Raw genomic sequence first — 16454 nt, 5'->3', positions numbered from 1 at the left:
CACAAATGCCCTTAAAAAGCGACCTTTAAAGAGAAAGCACTGCTTTTATTATAGTAAGATACTCTTAAAGAAACCATACATAAAAAAGGAGAGCAAATGCCTCGCTCTCCTTTTTCCACATCAGTGCAGAATCTTCCGCCTAGATTACATTATTCACCTAATTCTAGTCGAATGTCTTGTAGGCGCTCTTGCGCCTGTTTCACAATTGATTCTAAAATAGACTTACATGGTTTGATGTCTTTCACCAAACCTGCAATTTGTCCGCTCATCATTGAACCATGAACTGTATCACCTTCATAGACAGCCTTAGATAGGGAACCGATCGTAATTTCTTCCAGTTCCTCTCGGTTTGTACCTTTCTGTTCTAATTCAATGTAGTGATCCGTCATCTCATTGCGAATACAACGAACTGGCGCTCCCGCGATGCGACCTGTAACCGCAGTCGCTGTATCACTTGCCGCCAAAATAGCTTCTTTATAGGCTGGAGAAATCGGGCATTCTTCTGAAGCAAGAAAAACTGTTCCCATTTGAACTCCTTGTGCACCTAGGGCAATCGCAGCAGCAAGTCCACGACCATCTGCCACACCTCCTGCAGCAATGACTGGAATCGTTACCGCATCAACGATTTGTGGGATAAGAGCCATTGTATTGGTCTCTCCGATATGCCCACCAGCTTCTGAACCTTCAGCGATTACAGCATCAACTTCCAATTCTTGCATTTTTTGAGCATGCTTGACACTGGCAATAACTGGAATAACCTTGATTCCTGCTTCTTTCAAGTAAGGCATGATATGCTTAGGAGTTCCTGCACCTGTAGTTACCACTGGAACCTTTTCTTCAATGATAACGGTCACAATATCCTTGATGTTTTTCATCATCAACATGATGTTGACACCAAAAGGCTTATCTGTCAACTTTCTCAGTTCACGAATTTCTTCTCGCAACTGCTCTCCGGTCATACCACCTGAAGCGATAATTCCCAGACCTCCAGCCTCAGAAACAGCTGCTGCTAGTTGATAGTGCGAGATTTGAGCCATAGCCCCTTGAAAAATTGGATATTGAATCTGTAAAAGTTTTGTAATTGACATATGAGTCCTCCTTTTATTTTCTGTTGATTCTTGTTGGCAAATGGATGCATGGTGCACCAATATCCCCGTCAACAAGAAAATGTTACATTTGTCTCCTCATATTCTGCTATCCTAAAAAGTCTGGCTTACGATCCTGCTCATCTGTAAAAGGAATAAGTGGGGGGCGAGAACGTAGAACATAATCTACAAATTCCTTCCCATCCTTGTCAAACTCTACCACCGCGAAAAATTGATCATGGTAAAAGAAAAACTTATAATGATTCTCAAAAGCCTGACGCAACCACTTCTTTTTGGCTAAAATGGATTTCATAGGATAATCATCAACTGCTGGAACCCAGAGAGGATTTCGATGAACATGTGATAACATCAAGTCCCCCATATGGATCATCGTATCTTTCCCCTGTTTGAGCAAGATAATACTGTGGCCATTGCTGTGACCACTTGTGTGAATCATTTGGATTTCTGGAATGACATTGATATACTCTGAGAAAGTCGTCACCTGATCTTGAATCGGTTCCCAATTTTCTCTCAGATAAGTTCCCCGCGTTCGATCATTAGGGTTTCTCATCTCATACCACTCGACATCATTCACAATAATCTTGGCGTTTGGATACTTGGAAACCAGCTTCCCTTGATCATTCACATACGTCAAGCCACCAGAATGATCGTGGTGCATATGTGTCATCAGCACGATGTCAATGTCTTCAGGCGATAGTCCTAAAAGAGCCAAACTTTCTTCTACCCGACTTTCAGACAAGATTCCTAAGTTACGCCTTTGTTTATCGGATAATTTTGCTGTATCAAAACTTGCATCTATCAAGTAATTTTTACCCTTGTACTGGATCAAAATAGGATCCGTCAATTCTGCCATCATATTAGCATCATTTGTTGGGTAGTAACGAGACCACACAACTTTCGGAACCGGACCAAAAAGAGTCCCTGCATCCGTCAATTTATCGGCTCCACGTAGCCATATCAGTTTCATATCATGAAATTGATATTCCTGTAAGGTGAGTTCTGCCATGCTTTACTCCTTTATCCATTGGGCTGCTATTCTTTTGCGAATCGAATCCCCAGATTTTCCATAGATTTCAATCGTTTTGGCATCCTTTAGATAACGGTCTATGGGGATGTCATCCAAGGTTTGAAGAGGTCCAATTAATCTAATAATTTCCTCAGAAATCTCAATTGCTACTTTTGTCGTATAAAGTTTTATCTGAGATACAAAGAGAGAATCCGCCTTCATCCTGTCCTTGTAGGAAGCAAAGTAAGATTCAGCCGCACACAGCTTAGTATACAAGTCTGCGAATTGATGTTGATAGACTGTCGCATCGATTAATGGTTTCCCAAATCTTCTTTTGACCTTTACAAAAGCCAGACCTGTTTCAAAAGCTCCCTCAGAGATACCAATAGAGATTGCGCTTAATCCTAGCTGTAATTTTTTGATAATATCATTTAACTGAGTTTCCCCATTTAGCGTCAATCCTAGCAGACTATCTTCTGGCAATATGACCTGATCAAAAGTTACCGAATTCACAGGCAAACCCTGTAAACCAGGTTTTGCAATATCATCTCCAAAAGCAACTCCCGGTCGAGTCGTATCAACAATGAAAAATCCGTATCCATCTTCTCCGTTAGCTTCCTGAACCTTGGCTAAGATTAACAAAATATCTGTATAGCGGCAATTTGATACAATTGACTTCTTCCCAGTTAAAGACCAACCTGTTTCTGTTTTCCTTGCAGTTGTTTCAATAACCTCCAAGCTGTCCATCAATTTTCCTTCAGAAAATCCCAAGCCAGCTAAGATTTCTCCCCTTACTAAGGGTTCTACATAACGCGATTGTTGTTCCTGACTCCCATATCGTAAAATAGGATAGATACCATAACATGCCTGAGTTAGTAGAACAGCAGAAAAAGCAGGGAAATCTTTTGAAATCAAGCGAATAAAGGTCAAAAACTCGGTTCTCAAAACAGAATCTTGACTATCTAAAAGCAAGGAAAAGATATCAAATTGCTCGATAAACTGATAAAGTAATTCTCTAGGGAACTGTTGTTCATCCTCACGAGACTTGAAATAGTCCCGAATCAACACTTTCACGTCTGCCTTCAATTCTCGCGCCAGCACGTCATTATAGGTCATCGCATTTACCTCATCTTAGTTGTCAGAAAACGGTTGGTAATAATCTTTCAACAATTCTTCATACACATAAGACTCTACTTCATTGTAGGAGTTTTTATAGGGTCTACAAAACCAAATATTAAATGGAATCGGATCCTTGAATCTAACCGCCTTAAAACGACTCTTATCCACAAAATATTCAACCGGCCTTGGCAAAAGGGCAATCAAATCTGTCTGATGAGTTGATTCAACTAGGAAGTCCCAAGTAGAGGAAAGATAAGCAAATTTAGCCTCAATTCGTTGTGAACGAAGTTTTTCTGTCACTAAATCATAAGTCGTAAATGTTTTGTTGAAGGTTGCCAATTCATAACCAGCAATATCAGACCATTCCAACAAGCTTTTCTGAGCCAGCGGATGATCCTTATCCATATAAGCAACGTATTCATCCAATTGAATGATATGTTGTTCATATTTTTTAGCATCCAGGCTCGTAGGCTCTATCAGAATAGAGAGATTCAAATCTCCATCAACCATTTTTTGACGAATTTCCTTCCCCCCACCTTCCGTAACCTGGATATGGATATGAGGATTATTTTTCAGAAAATGAGGCAAGGCACTAGCAAAATAAACTCGTAAAATCAAGGACGGAATACCAAAATTAATGGTGCCTTTTTGCTTTTGAGCTTCTATATGGATCATGGAAAGCATTTCTTCATGTCGATTCACAATCTCGGTCGCATAACGATAAATTTTGCGTCCCGCCTCTGTTAAACTTTCTAATCTTCCATTCTTGCGATTGAATAATTGAACCCCTTCAGCTGCTTCAAAATTTGTCACAAATTGACTCAAGGCTGATTGACTAATGTGAATCTTCTTTGCAGCAATGGAAAGGTTGCATCCGCATTCTATGATATTGATGAAATAGTTCATTTGGATAATATCCACTTACCCATCACCTAGCTTTCCTTCACTATTTTAGTAGGTCAATTAGACAACTATTCTAGTGTTTGATAGTTGTCTACTGACTTTTTATCGAAATAACATTTCGAATACTTCATTTTAACGTTGTATATAAAGCGCTTACAATACTATCTAGTTTATATCATAACACACTAAGTAGAAAATAGCTCTTTTTTTGCTTAAATCGGCATTATTTTTAGGTCTTCTGAGACAATGACTTCCCCAGCTGTTTTTTCAAGAACTTCTTCTAATGTCACACCAGGAGCCAGCTCTTTCAACAGGAATTTACCATCTTTGAATCCAAAAACAGCTAATTCTGTGATGACAAGATCCAATACTCCTTTAGCTGAAAGTGGCAAGGTACATTCTTTCAACAACTTGGATTCCCCATCAACAGTTGTGTGTTGAATAGCCCCGATTACACGCTTAGCACCAACCAATAAGTCCATTGCGCCACCCATACCAGGAGCAAATTTCCCTGGGATAATCCAGTTCGCAATGCTACCATCTTGGCTGACTTCTAGCGCTCCCAGAACGGTTGCATCCACGTGTCCACCACGAATAATGGCAAATGAAGTTTGTAGATCAAACAAGGCTGCTCCGGGCAACAATGTGATAGGAGCCCCACCAGAGTTCGCTAAATTGGCATTATAGGTGTCTTTAGTTGGTGTTTCTCCAAATCGAAGGGCGCCATTTTCTGCCTGTAAAATAACATTTACACCTTCAGGAATGTAATCAGCAGAGGCATTGGGAATCCCAAAACCAAGATTGACCACATCTCCATCTTTAAATTCAAGTGCTACACGTCTTGCGATAATCTCTTTTGCTTTCATCTTATTTCACCCCCGCCAGTTTCTTTGTCTCTGTCCACAGATCTCCCATCATCTGATGATGCTCTTGTGGTGTCAATCCTTGAACGACATAGTCAACTAGGATACCAGGGATGTAAATATCATTTGGATCAATTTCTCCGGCTTCAACCAACTCGTTTGTCTCAACAATGACTGTGTCAGCCGCTAGAGCGAGTTGAAGAGAGATGTTTTTGGTAGTCCCATCTATATAAAGGTTGCCATACTTATCCGCCTTAGTAGCTTTAATCAAGGCAACATCGATTTTCAATGGATCATAAATCAAATATTCTTTTCCGTTTCGAGTCACTTTCTCGTGCTCATCTTCAAGAATTGTTCCCACACCGGTTGGCGTTAAGACTGCTCCAAGACCCGCTCCCGCAGCATGCAAGCGTTCTACAACAGTTCCCATCGGAGTGAACTCCACTTTCATGGCTCCTGAGAAATAATCATGCTGAGCAGCAGCAGATGTCCCTACATGGGCTGCAATGTATTTTGTAACCTGATGGTTTTCACAAAGACGACCGACTCCAACTTCCTTACCGGGTTGAGAGGTCACAACAGACACCAAGGTCAAATCTTGCTGGTTTTGACGAACCAGTTCCTCAATTAACTCAAATGGTTCTCCCACTCCGAGAAATCCAGAAATACCAACTTTATCTCCTGAATGAATCAGGGAAATAGCTTCAGACAATGTTACAACTTTCATAACCTATCTCCTCTCTCTTATTTACGTTGAAAGACAGCTTTGCGTTTTTCAACAAAAGCGCGCATTCCTTCTACCTTATCTTCTGTTGAGAAGAGTAGAGCTTCCGCTTCTGTTTCCAAACGAATAGCATTTTTCAGAGGGAGTTCTGAGCCAACTTGGATAATATGTTTAGCTTTTTCAACTGCTAGCGGGGCATTTTTCATAATCGCTGCTGCTAGCTCTTCTGCTGCGGGCAATAGTTCTTCTGCTGCTACCAACTTGTTAAGAATTCCAAGATCATATGCTTCTTGTCCTTTAACCATTCTAGCAGTAAAGATTAATTCCTTTGTTTTACTAGTACCAATCAAACGAGACATTCTTTGGGTACCTGCAAAACCAGGAATGATTCCCAAGCCAACTTCAGGGAAACCAACCATTGTCTTGTCATAGCCGATTCGGATATCAGTTGAAAGAGCTAATTCCAAACCGCCTCCCAAAGCATAACCATTCAATACTGAAATAGTTGGCTGGGTCAATTCAGATAAACGGGTAAAGGTGTCGTTCGCATAGGTCATGTATTCATGAGCCTGAATTGGAGACATTTGGTCCATCTCTTTAATGTCCGCACCCGCGACAAATGCCTTCTCCCCTTGACCAGTCACAATGACAACACGAATGTCATCGCTTGCTTCAATTTGGTCTAAAACGAGATTCAAATCCTTTAAGACTTCTGAACTTAAGGCGTTCAAAGCCGATGGACGGTTAATTGTTAGATAGCCAAGACCATTCTTAACCTCTAATAAAACAGTTTTACTCATTGTTCTGCTCCTACTTGATTTATTTTGAGTACAGAGTACAGCGTCAACAAATACCAACACAAAATGTAAGAGCTTACATTTTCATCATAACCCTTTTTTTTCCATCCGTCTACTTAATCATTATTTATAGTTCTATAAGTTCAGCTTATAGGATATGATCGTCCAATCCATCCTTAAAGTCTTAGGAAAAATAAAAATACCTTATCAAGCCCTTTTAGAGAAAGACACTTGATAAGGTATGTAACTATGAGATCGGATCAAAATCTCATTTTGTAATCATAATATTGAAAAAGAGGAAATGACGTTCAGTTTTCTAATAACTAACGTTCAACGATGAGGGCTGTTCCCATCCCTCCTCCGATACAGAGAGTTGCTAAACCAGTTTTAGCATCACGTTTCATCATCTCATGTACCAGAGTCACTAGGATACGGCAACCTGAAGCCCCAATTGGGTGACCAAGAGCAATCGCGCCACCATTGACATTGACAATATCTGTGTTAAAACCAAGTGTTTTACCAACCGCACAAGCCTGAGCAGCAAAGGCTTCATTTGACTCAATCAAGTCGAGATCATCAACTGTCAAATTGCCTTTTTCAAGAGCTTTGCGAGTCGCATAAATCGGTCCACATCCCATAATCTTAGGATCCAAACCTGCACTTGCATACGAACGAATGCGAGCAATGACTGGAAGTCCCAATTCTTCAGCTTTTTCAGCACTCATGACCAAGACAGCCGCCGCTCCGTCATTGATACCTGAGGCATTCCCCGCTGTAACAGAACCGTCTTTTTTGAAAACAGGACGTAGCTTAGACAGACTCTCCAAGCTAGCATCTTTTCTAGGAAATTCATCTGTATCAAAGACGATAGGATCGCCTTTACGTTGAGGAATGACCACCGGAACAATCTCTTCCTTAAAGCGTCCAGATTCTATAGCCGCCACTGCTCGTTTCTGTGATTCCAAAGCAAGCGCATCTTGATCATCCCGGCTAATACCATATTCTTCTGCCACATTCTCAGCTGTAATCCCCATATGGTAGTCATTAAAGGCATCAGACAAACCATCCTTAATCATGGTATCTACCACTTTCGAATCTCCCATACGGCCACCCCAACGGAAGCTTGGCAAAACATATGGAGCCTGGCTCATGTTTTCTGCACCACCAGCCACGACAATATCTGCATCTCCACACTTAATCGCTTGAGCAGCTAACTGCACTGCCTTCAAACCGGAACCACAAACCTTATTAATGGTAAAGGCTGGTATATATTCAGGAAGCCCAGCATGAATACTCATTTGGCGAGCCACGTTTTGGCCTAAACCTGCGCCTAGGACATTCCCCATAATCACTTCATCTACCTGTTCTGGTTTAATATTCGCTTTTTCCAAAGCACTCTTAATTACCAAAGATCCCAAATCAACAGCAGAAACATTCTTCAAGCTCCCGCCAAAGGAACCTAAAGGTGTTCGCACTGCCGAAACAATAACTACGTCTTTCATGACTACCTCCATCAGTGTCTAGTAAGTAAAGAAGCCTTCTTTTGTCTTCCGTCCCAATTTTCCTGCTTCGACCATTTTCTTAAGAAGAGGGGCAGGACGGTATTTTTGATCGCCAAACCCTTGGTTTAGGACGCCCATAATAGCCAAACAAACATCCAATCCAATCAAGTCAGCAAGAGCCAAAGGTCCAATAGGATGATTTGCACCAAGTTTCATCGCTTCATCGATTTCCTCGGCACTAGCCACTCCTTCACCTAGAATGTAAATGGCTTCATTGATCATAGGAATCAAAATTCTGTTCACAACAAAACCATAAGAATCTTTAACATCAACTGGTGTTTTACCAATTTTCACTGTCAGTTCACGAACCGCCTGAACCACTTCTTCTGAAGTCTGCAAGGCCTTAATAACCTCTACAAGTTTCATGATTGGGGCAGGATTAAAGAAGTGCATTCCAATCACGCGCTCCTGATGTTTAGTAGCAGCAGCTATATCCGTGATTGACAAAGAGGATGTGTTTGATGCTAAGATAGTTTTAGGATCAGTCAATTCATCCAATTGTTTGAAAATATTCAACTTAATCTCACGATTCTCAGTTGCAGCTTCAATCACCAATTGGACTTGTTTCGCATCTTCATATGAAACAGATGGAAGCAAATTGGCCAATACCTGATTCTTCTCATCCGCAGACATCCGTCCTTTTTCAACTGAACGTTCCAATTGTTTTGTGATATTTTTCAAACCTCTTTGAACAAATTCTTCTTTAATATCGTTTAAGTAAACTGTAAAACCAGCCTGAGCAAATACTTGAGCAATTCCGCTTCCCATTTGACCAGAACCAATAATCATCACCTTAGATATCATTATTTTCTCCTTCTTATTTTACAAAAATCCAGTGCATGAAGCAAGGACGATTGAACAGAAATCCTTCAATCGCCTTTCTGACATTAAACAAAGGCACCTAATCCAGTAATCTCACGACCAACAATCAAGGCATTCACTTCGTGTGAACCTTCATAGGTATAGATTGATTCAGCATCTGCAAAGAAACGAGCAACGTCTGTCTCAAGTGTAATACCATTACCTCCGCAAGTTTCACGAGCAAGGGCAACTGTTTCGCGCATCACCAAGGAATTGTGCATTTTAGCAAGAGCAGAGTTAAGCATCAATTCATTACCTTTCTCTTGCATCTCAGCAATACGAGTTGAATACGCAATAACTGCTACAGCATTCGCTTGCATACGAGCCAATTTTTCTTGAACAATTTGGAATTTAGCAATTGGACGTTTGAACTGTTCACGATCTTTAGCATATTTAAGAGCTGCAACATACGATCCACAAGTCACTCCCATAGCAATGTGAGCAACGTCCGCGCGAGTGAAGGTCAAGATACGGGCTACATCACCAAAACCATTGATATTTACCAAACGGTCTGAATCTGGAACCTCTACATTCTTCATGGTAATATGGCCATTGCGGATACAACGAAGAGCAATCTTGTGTGGGATTGGTTCTGCATGATATCCAGGAGCTCCCTTACGAACGATAAAGCATTTCACCTTGCCATCCGCAACATCACGAGCAAATACAGGAACAACATCCGCAGTATCTGAACCACCAATCCAGCGTTTTTCACCATTTAGAATCCACTTGTCTCCAACACGTTCTGCAGTAGTCGCAAGTCCTCCAGCAATATCAGAACCTGAAAGAGGTTCAGTTAAAGCGAAGCAACCTTGCCAATCAAATGCAGCTAGTTTTGGAAGAAATTCTTTTTGTTGACGCTCATCACCACCCAAGAGAATTGTGTTGTAGCAAAGTCCGCCATGAACGGTGTAGAATGTTGCAATAGAAGCATCGAAGCGAGCAAGTTCAAGATACAAGAAAGCAATATAAAGTTCAGAAGGTTCCCAGCTACCCTCACGTCCCTCAAACAATTTTGGATTGTTCATAATTTGAGCGCCCTTAGCTACAGCATAGAATTCTTCAAAAGGAAAATCAGGTTTTTCCCAGTATTCATTAATAACCGGACGGAGATGTTTCTCAATCAAACGGCGAGTTTCTTGTAAAACCTCTGCTTCTCCCAAAGTTAGACCATCCGCATAGTGAAAAAGGTCTTCAGGATATAGTTCGCGTAAAATTTCTTCTTTTGTTGCCATAGTTATGACTCCTTTATTTGTTATAAGAGCGCTTACATTTTTGTATTCGCTATTTGTTGACAACACCATTCTATCCCTTAGGGTATTATTTTGTCTACTTAATAAATATAAACACCCCTATAAGTTCAGATTATAGGGGCTGATTCTGACTGTTTATCAAGGATTTCCTCGTTTTTCTACTTACTTAGGCACAAGAAAAAGTGGTTTACAAATCAGTAAACCACTTTTGTTAGTTATTTCAATTTTATGATTCTTTTACTTCGAGCAAACCAACTTCACCATCTTCACGACGATACAAAACATTTGTTGTTTGATCTTCTACGTCTACATAGATAAAGAAATCATGTCCCAACAAATCCATTTGAAGAAGTGCTTCTTCTAAATCCATTGGTTTCAAATCAATTTGTTTTGAACGAACCACTTTTGGTTGCACAACATTTGCATCTTCAACTAGGGCATCTGTAAAGAGTTGGCTTGTCGCAACTTTATTTTTATTCTTACGTTCGATTTTTGTTTTATTTTTACGAATCTGACGTTCAATTTTATCAGTTACAAGGTCGATAGATCCATACATATCTTGAGAAATATCTTCTGCACGAAGAGTAATAGATCCAAGTGGAATCGTTACTTCAACTTTTGCTGTTTTTTCACGGTAAACTTTCAAATTCACACGTGCATCCAACTCTTGCTCTGGTTGGAAATACTTTTCGATCTTTTCGAGTTTAGAAACTACATAATCACGAATCGCTTCTGTTACTTCTAGGTTTTCACCACGGATACTATATTTAATCATATAAGTACCTTCTTTCTAAACATTTTTGTTTTTCTAACTATATTATAGCGCTTTCATTTTCATTTTGCAAATTTTTTCCTCATCTTACAAGGGAAAAAGTTTTAACTTCCAAAGCACCTGATTCTTCCAAAAGTCGTTTCACACGATTGACAGTTGCCCCTGTTGTATAGATGTCATCAATCAGCAAAATCTCCTTAGGAAGTGAGATTCCATCTTTAATAAAAAATGGAATTTCAGTAGCCAACCTTTCCAAACGGCTTTTAGAAGAACTAGCACTCTCTTCTCTTTTTCCTAATATATCTTTAAAAGAAAAGCCTGCTGCCTCAACCAACCCCTCGACTTGGTTAAACCCCCTCTCAAGCAATCTTTCAGGACTTAGGGGAATTACAACAAATTGATAACCTCTATACTGTTTCAGCTCCTCAGCAAGAACAGAAGCAAAAACTTTTCTAAGCAAAAAATCGCCATCAAACTTATACCGACTGAAAAAGTCTTTCATAGCTTGATTATAAGTAAAAACTGCCTTATGATCAACCCGAACTCCTTCTTTACACCAAAGTTTACAATCTTGACACTGAGTTGACACCCCTGTTTTCATACAGTTTGGACAATATTTCTCACCAATCTTCTCAAAACTAGAAGCACAAGCTGAGCAAAGATAACTGCAGTCATCCTTCAAAAGGAAGAGACTACTAAAAGTCAGCTCACTCTTTGTAGTCTGGCCACATAGTAAACAGTTCATAATCCCGCCTCCTTGTTCATCTGCTTGATTTCCTTGATTGCTTTTTTGATGGCAACATTTAATCCATCATGAAAGAAGAGCAATTCACCAGTCGGTCTATCCATACTGCGCCCAACTCGACCACCAATCTGAATCAAGCTAGACTTGGTAAAGAGACGATGATTAGCTTCTACTACGAAAACATCCACACAAGGGAAGGTGACCCCACGCTCCAAAATTGTCGTACTAATAAGGATTGTCAACTCTCCATCTCGAAAAGCTTGCACCTGCTCTAATCGATTTTCTGTGACAGAAGATACAAAACCGATATTCTCATTCGGGAAATGCACCTGTAGTATTTCTTTTAGTTTTTCACCTTTCTTAATCTCTGATGCAAAAATAAGCAATGGATAACCTGTTCTTCTCTGTTTCTCAATATAGGTCTTTAACTTAGCTGACAACTGACTTTTCTCTAAACAGCGATTAAAATCTGATAGCCAGACTGGCTTAGGAATAATCAAAGGATTTCCATGGAAGCGTCTCGGCAAGCTTAATCGTTTTAATTCTCCTGTGCGAACCTTCCTATCTAACTCATCTGTAGAAGTTGCTGTAAGGAATATCCTCACTCCATCCTCCTTTACACTATTCTTTACAGCATAGTAAAGCATGGAGTTGTCAACATAAGGAAAGGCATCTACCTCATCCACTATCAGCAAGTCAAAAGCATGATAAAATTTTAACAGCTGATGAGTCGTTGCAACAACTAGTGGTGTTCGAAAATAGGGTTCTGACTCACCATGAAGTAGTGCTATCTCACAAGCAAAGTCATTCTGTAGTCGTTTATACAGCTCCAAACACACATCGATTCGAGGGCTGGCCAAACAAACTGCACCACCTTCATCAATCACTTTGGCCACAACCTGATAAATCATCTCCGTCTTTCCAGCTCCTGTTACAGCATGAACTAAAGTCGGTTCCTTCTTTTTAACTGCTCGGATCAATCCCTCTGACACCTTTTCCTGAAAAGGGGTTAACTGACCACGCCATTTGAGAACATCTTGCTTAGGAAAATCTTCCTGCGGAAAATGGTATAATGCTTGATCACTCCTGACTCGCTTCATCAGTAAACACTCCCTGCAATAGTAGGCACCGATAGGCAAATACCATTCCTCTAGAATCGTACTATTACAACGTTGACAAAGCAATTTTCCCTTCTCTTTTCTCATTGCCGGCAGTTTCACCGCCATCTGTCGTTCCTCTTCAGTTAATTCTTTCTCAGTAAACAAGCGACCGAGGTAATTTGGATTTACTTTCATACTTTAATATTCGTAAAAATCTCGCACTTTAGGTATTTTTTTAGTACAATTAAATCATGGAATTTAGAACAATTAAAGAGGATGGGCAGGTCCAAGAAGAAATCAAAAAATCCCGTTTTATCTGCCATGTCAAGCGTGTCTATAGTGAAGAAGAAGCTCGTGATTTTATCACTACCATCAAAAAAGAACACTATAAAGCCACCCATAACTGCTCTGCTTTTATTGTAGGGGAACGCAGTGAAATCAAGCGTACGAGTGATGATGGGGAGCCTAGTGGTACTGCTGGAGTCCCTATGCTCGGAGTCTTAGAAAATCATAATCTTACCAATGTCTGTGTAGTAGTTACCCGCTATTTTGGTGGCATCAAACTAGGTGCTGGTGGTTTGATTCGTGCTTATGCAGGTAGTGTGGCCTTGGCTGTCAAAGAAATTGGCATTATTGAAATCAAAGAACAGGCTGGCATAACCATTCAGATGTCTTACGCTCAGTATCAAGAATATGGCAATTTCCTTAGAGAGCATAAACTCATAGAACTCGAGACAAATTTTACAGATCAAGTTGATACAATGATCTATGTTAATAAGGAAGAGAAAGAAAATATCAAAGCTGCTCTCGTTGAGTTCTTTAATGGAAAAATCACTTTAACTGATCAAGGTTTACGAGAGGTTGAAGTTCCTGTAAACTTAGTGTAAAAAAGGAGAAATTATGGTTTTTGGAAAATTTATTCAAGGACTTGCTGGAAACTTTAGCGAGGAAAAGAAAGAGACTCTTATCAAAGAATATGGTCAATACCTACTAGAAAACGAAGAAATTCAAAGCGGGTATAAACCTATTCGTGATTCAATTATCTTTACAAATATCCGTATTATTTTTACTGATAAGCAAGGTGCCACTGGTCGCAAGGTGTCTGCTAAGTCACTCTTTTTGATGAACATTGTAAACGTTGAAATGGAAACTGCTGGAGCAGGTATAGATGATAGTGAGATTACGATTACTTATTTAGAAAATGTCTTTCTAAAAGCACATAATGAGCATCTGAGTTTCCATAAATTTGAATTCCCTAAAAAAACAGACATCCTCCCTCTTTACATCTATTTATTAGAATTGGCTTATCACAATCGATTAAAAATTAATGGCTTAGACCTTTGATATAAAAAAATCCTATCACTTTGATAGGATTTCTATATTTTACAAATAGCCTTAAGCGCGTTATACTAGTATCATCTTATACAAAGAGGTATATCTATGGCTATTTATAATAATATTACTGAACTAATCGGACAAACACCGATTGTTAAACTTAACAACATTGTTCCAGAGGGTGCTGCAGACGTCTATGTTAAACTAGAAGCCTTTAACCCTGGATCGTCAGTAAAAGACCGTATTGCCCTTAGCATGATTGAAAAAGCGGAACAAGATGGTATTCTAAAACCGGGTGCTACCATTGTTGAAGCAACGAGTGGAAACACTGGCATCGGTCTTTCATGGGTTGGTGCCGCTAAAGGATATAAAGTTGTTATCGTCATGCCTGAAACGATGAGTGTAGAACGACGCAAGATTATCCAAGCTTATAGTGCTGAACTCGTCCTCACTCCTGGTAGCGAAGGAATGAAGGGGGCTATTGCCAAAGCTCAGGAAATCGCTGCTGAACGTGACGGCTTCCTTCCACTCCAATTTAATAACCCAGCTAACCCAGAAGTACACGAAAGAACAACAGGAGCTGAAATACTGGCTGCTTTCGGTTCTGATGGACTAGATGCTTTTGTGGGTGGTGTTGGTACTGGTGGAACGATCTCAGGTGTTTCTCACGCTCTTAAAGCAGCAAATTCAAACATTCAAGTTTATGCAGTTGAGGCAGACGAGTCAGCTATCTTGTCTGGTGAAAAACCAGGGCCTCACAAAATTCAAGGCATCTCAGCTGGATTTATTCCTGAAACACTTGATACAAAGGCCTATGATGGTATCGTCCGCGTAACGTCAGATGATGCTCTAGCACTTGGCCGTGAAATTGGTGGAAAAGAAGGCTTCCTTATTGGGATTTCTTCAGCTGCAGCGATTTACGGGGCAATTGATGTTGCCAAGAAATTAGGTACAGGGAAGAAAGTCCTTGCTTTAGCACCGGATAACGGCGAACGTTATTTATCTACAGCACTCTATGAATTTGAAGTGTAGTCTCCTAAATGCACTTAGCCCTTTATTGGTAACTACACCCCAAAAAGTTAGACAGAAAAATCTAACTTTCTGGGGTGTTTTATTATGAAATTGAGTTATGAAGATAAATCTCCAATCAATGAACTAAGAACAAAAAGCGGGGCTAGTTGAAACCGAATGGCAGTTCTAGAACATTTTCAAGAAAAGAATGTAGTTTTATTTTGATTGAAGGAAGAAAAGACAGAAATTGTTCCAGAATTAAGCTTGGAGTTTCATTTTGATATTCTTCTAAAGATTATCAAACGTACTCATTCGACATATTGCTACCAGTTAAAGGAGCTTGATAAGATTAATGATCAAAACTGAAATACAAGCTATTTATACCGAACATAAAGGAAATTACGGCTATTGTAGAGCCACTCTCGAATTAAAAATCGCAGTTTTATAGTGAACAATGAAAAGATGAAAGTTATGTGTCTAATAGCTCGTATTCGTCGCAGACATCAGTATTTCTCTCTTAAGTAAGAAAGCAATGACCATTTCAACACCAATTTAAGATGTCAAAAACAATGGAAAAATGCTGCACAAATTTAGAAGAATTTAACTATGAAATCATCTCCTATAATCTTTCTTATTTACCGAACTTCGAACAAGAGAAGAGCGTATTGGAGAAGCCATTTACAGAGAAACACTATGAGAGTATCAACATGCTTCTTTTCATCAATTTTTTAAGGATATGGGGGATCAACCATCACTGGCACGGCAAGAGCATCAACTCAGATAACGGATATAATGGAGCCCGTTTTGTTGTAGACAAAACCTCATAAGAACTATAATGATCGCACCTCACAATAGGTTCTTGTATCTGTACTCCTATTGTAAAGAAAAATTACCAGATTTCAAACCTTGTTCAACAAAACATGACTCAACTACTTACTAAAAACGTTCCTTAACGAATACCGCTCAAAAACTTTATGTTTCTACTTCCACTGTTTTCAGAGAACTGTAATTTACATTAGAAAACCACTTTAATAGCTTGCCAACGATAACGTCATGGGGTGAGTTTAAATTTAGAAGATAGGACCTTGCCTTCACTATACAAAACTAGATAACTACTGTCAAACATCCACTCGGGATTACTTTTTAAAATACCTTTTGAAAGCCCGTAAGCAGGTCAAGTCTATCACCCTTAGAGAATAGCGTCCTTCTCTTAGATGTCATTTCCACTCGCAACTAATACTAGACGGATGACGATGAAGCAACTTAGCAATTTGAGAAAAATTTAGGCCTTGCATAC

The 16454-nt window shown here is 39.7% G+C and carries 17 protein-coding genes and 1 pseudogene; 5 read left to right on the top strand and 13 right to left on the bottom strand.

Features of this window, described 5'->3' with window-relative positions; translation table 11 throughout:
• Positions 1-149: 149 nt before the first annotated feature.
• The 13 genes from M1F56_RS00085 to M1F56_RS00025 all read right to left on the bottom strand — a co-directional run bounded on the left by M1F56_RS00085 (position 150) and on the right by M1F56_RS00025 (position 13006).
• Entirely contained in the window at positions 150-1130 is a 981-nt protein-coding gene (locus M1F56_RS00085) for a nitronate monooxygenase (protein ID WP_348771649.1), read from the bottom strand.
• Between the two features lie 64 nt (positions 1131-1194).
• A complete protein-coding gene (locus M1F56_RS00080; protein WP_247916456.1) occupies positions 1195-2112 on the bottom strand; it encodes an MBL fold metallo-hydrolase in 918 nt (305 codons plus the stop codon).
• Positions 2113-2115: 3 nt separating this feature from the next.
• Positions 2116-3228: an acyl-CoA dehydrogenase family protein gene (locus tag M1F56_RS00075; RefSeq protein WP_247916455.1), complete on the bottom strand. Its 1113-nt coding sequence runs from the start codon at positions 3226-3228 to the stop codon at positions 2116-2118.
• A 15-nt stretch (positions 3229-3243) separates the two neighbouring features.
• Positions 3244-4152 carry a LysR family transcriptional regulator gene (locus M1F56_RS00070; RefSeq protein ID WP_000351428.1) on the bottom strand — a complete coding sequence of 303 codons (909 nt, stop codon included), beginning with the start codon at positions 4150-4152 and terminating at the stop codon, positions 3244-3246.
• A gap of 194 nt (positions 4153-4346) precedes the next feature.
• On the bottom strand, positions 4347-5000 hold the full coding sequence (locus M1F56_RS00065; RefSeq protein ID WP_247916454.1) for a 3-oxoacid CoA-transferase subunit B: 654 nt from the start codon (positions 4998-5000) through the stop codon (positions 4347-4349).
• A 1-nt stretch (position 5001) separates the two neighbouring features.
• On the bottom strand, positions 5002-5724 hold the full coding sequence (locus M1F56_RS00060; RefSeq protein ID WP_247916453.1) for a CoA transferase subunit A: 723 nt from the start codon (positions 5722-5724) through the stop codon (positions 5002-5004).
• A gap of 17 nt (positions 5725-5741) precedes the next feature.
• Positions 5742-6521, bottom strand: a complete 780-nt coding sequence (locus M1F56_RS00055; RefSeq protein ID WP_045617932.1) for an enoyl-CoA hydratase-related protein — start codon at positions 6519-6521, stop codon at positions 5742-5744.
• 320 nt (positions 6522-6841) lie between these two features.
• Positions 6842-8020 (bottom strand): acetyl-CoA C-acetyltransferase, encoded by a 1179-nt coding sequence (locus M1F56_RS00050; RefSeq protein ID WP_007520939.1) that lies wholly within the window; start codon positions 8018-8020, stop codon positions 6842-6844.
• An 18-nt stretch (positions 8021-8038) separates the two neighbouring features.
• Positions 8039-8887, bottom strand: coding sequence for a 3-hydroxybutyryl-CoA dehydrogenase (locus tag M1F56_RS00045; RefSeq protein WP_045617934.1), 849 nt, complete (start codon positions 8885-8887; stop codon positions 8039-8041).
• A gap of 80 nt (positions 8888-8967) precedes the next feature.
• Positions 8968-10176, bottom strand: a complete 1209-nt coding sequence (locus tag M1F56_RS00040; RefSeq protein WP_247916452.1) for an acyl-CoA dehydrogenase family protein — start codon at positions 10174-10176, stop codon at positions 8968-8970.
• Positions 10177-10420: 244 nt separating this feature from the next.
• Positions 10421-10969, bottom strand: coding sequence for a ribosome hibernation-promoting factor, HPF/YfiA family (hpf, locus tag M1F56_RS00035; protein WP_000599111.1), 549 nt, complete (start codon positions 10967-10969; stop codon positions 10421-10423).
• Between the two features lie 79 nt (positions 10970-11048).
• Positions 11049-11711 (bottom strand): ComF family protein, encoded by a 663-nt coding sequence (locus M1F56_RS00030; protein ID WP_247916451.1) that lies wholly within the window; start codon positions 11709-11711, stop codon positions 11049-11051.
• Positions 11708-13006, bottom strand: a complete 1299-nt coding sequence (locus tag M1F56_RS00025) for a DEAD/DEAH box helicase (protein WP_247916450.1) — start codon at positions 13004-13006, stop codon at positions 11708-11710. Before M1F56_RS00025 ends, M1F56_RS00030 begins: the two co-directional genes overlap by 4 nt.
• Positions 13007-13062: 56 nt before the next feature.
• Between M1F56_RS00025 and M1F56_RS00020 the strand changes: the two genes are divergently transcribed.
• The 5 genes and pseudogenes from M1F56_RS00020 (at position 13063) to M1F56_RS09765 (ending at position 15984) form a co-directional block, all read left to right on the top strand.
• On the top strand, positions 13063-13698 hold the full coding sequence (locus M1F56_RS00020) for a YigZ family protein (protein WP_247916449.1): 636 nt from the start codon (positions 13063-13065) through the stop codon (positions 13696-13698).
• A gap of 13 nt (positions 13699-13711) precedes the next feature.
• Entirely contained in the window at positions 13712-14155 is a 444-nt protein-coding gene (locus tag M1F56_RS00015; protein WP_000231196.1) for a PH domain-containing protein, read from the top strand.
• A 96-nt stretch (positions 14156-14251) separates the two neighbouring features.
• Positions 14252-15178 (top strand): cysteine synthase A, encoded by a 927-nt coding sequence (gene cysK / locus M1F56_RS00010; RefSeq protein WP_001029450.1) that lies wholly within the window; start codon positions 14252-14254, stop codon positions 15176-15178.
• A 216-nt stretch (positions 15179-15394) separates the two neighbouring features.
• Positions 15395-15673: pseudogene (locus tag M1F56_RS09770) on the top strand (transposase); the annotation flags it as partial.
• 41 nt (positions 15674-15714) lie between these two features.
• Complete coding sequence (locus tag M1F56_RS09765; protein ID WP_050547207.1) at positions 15715-15984, top strand: hypothetical protein; 270 nt, start codon at positions 15715-15717, stop codon at positions 15982-15984.
• Positions 15985-16454 lie beyond the last annotated feature (470 nt).

The organism is Streptococcus oralis (assembly GCF_023109005.1).
In the GTDB taxonomy this organism is placed as follows: domain Bacteria; phylum Bacillota; class Bacilli; order Lactobacillales; family Streptococcaceae; genus Streptococcus; species Streptococcus oralis_BU.
This window is presented reverse-complemented; position numbering and strand designations above follow the sequence as displayed.

Bases quoted from the DNA above. Each gene is read 5' to 3' on its own strand.
- M1F56_RS00055 (WP_045617932.1), bottom strand. From the start codon at position 6,521: ATGAGTAAAACTGTTTTATTAGAGGTTAAGAATGGTCTTGGCTATCTA.
- M1F56_RS00040 (WP_247916452.1), bottom strand. From the start codon at position 10,176: ATGGCAACAAAAGAAGAAATTTTACGCGAACTATATCCTGAAGACCTT.
- M1F56_RS00065 (WP_247916454.1), bottom strand. From the start codon at position 5,000: ATGAAAGCAAAAGAGATTATCGCAAGACGTGTAGCACTTGAATTTAAA.
- M1F56_RS00030 (WP_247916451.1), bottom strand. From the start codon at position 11,711: ATGAACTGTTTACTATGTGGCCAGACTACAAAGAGTGAGCTGACTTTT.
- M1F56_RS00080 (WP_247916456.1), bottom strand. From the start codon at position 2,112: ATGGCAGAACTCACCTTACAGGAATATCAATTTCATGATATGAAACTG.
- M1F56_RS00025 (WP_247916450.1), bottom strand. From the start codon at position 13,006: ATGAAAGTAAATCCAAATTACCTCGGTCGCTTGTTTACTGAGAAAGAA.
- hpf (WP_000599111.1), bottom strand. From the start codon at position 10,969: ATGATTAAATATAGTATCCGTGGTGAAAACCTAGAAGTAACAGAAGCG.
- M1F56_RS00050 (WP_007520939.1), bottom strand. From the start codon at position 8,020: ATGAAAGACGTAGTTATTGTTTCGGCAGTGCGAACACCTTTAGGTTCC.
- cysK (WP_001029450.1), top strand. From the start codon at position 14,252: ATGGCTATTTATAATAATATTACTGAACTAATCGGACAAACACCGATT.
- M1F56_RS00015 (WP_000231196.1), top strand. From the start codon at position 13,712: ATGGTTTTTGGAAAATTTATTCAAGGACTTGCTGGAAACTTTAGCGAG.
- M1F56_RS00060 (WP_247916453.1), bottom strand. From the start codon at position 5,724: ATGAAAGTTGTAACATTGTCTGAAGCTATTTCCCTGATTCATTCAGGA.
- M1F56_RS00020 (WP_247916449.1), top strand. From the start codon at position 13,063: ATGGAATTTAGAACAATTAAAGAGGATGGGCAGGTCCAAGAAGAAATC.
- M1F56_RS09765 (WP_050547207.1), top strand. From the start codon at position 15,715: ATGTCAAAAACAATGGAAAAATGCTGCACAAATTTAGAAGAATTTAAC.
- M1F56_RS00075 (WP_247916455.1), bottom strand. From the start codon at position 3,228: ATGACCTATAATGACGTGCTGGCGCGAGAATTGAAGGCAGACGTGAAA.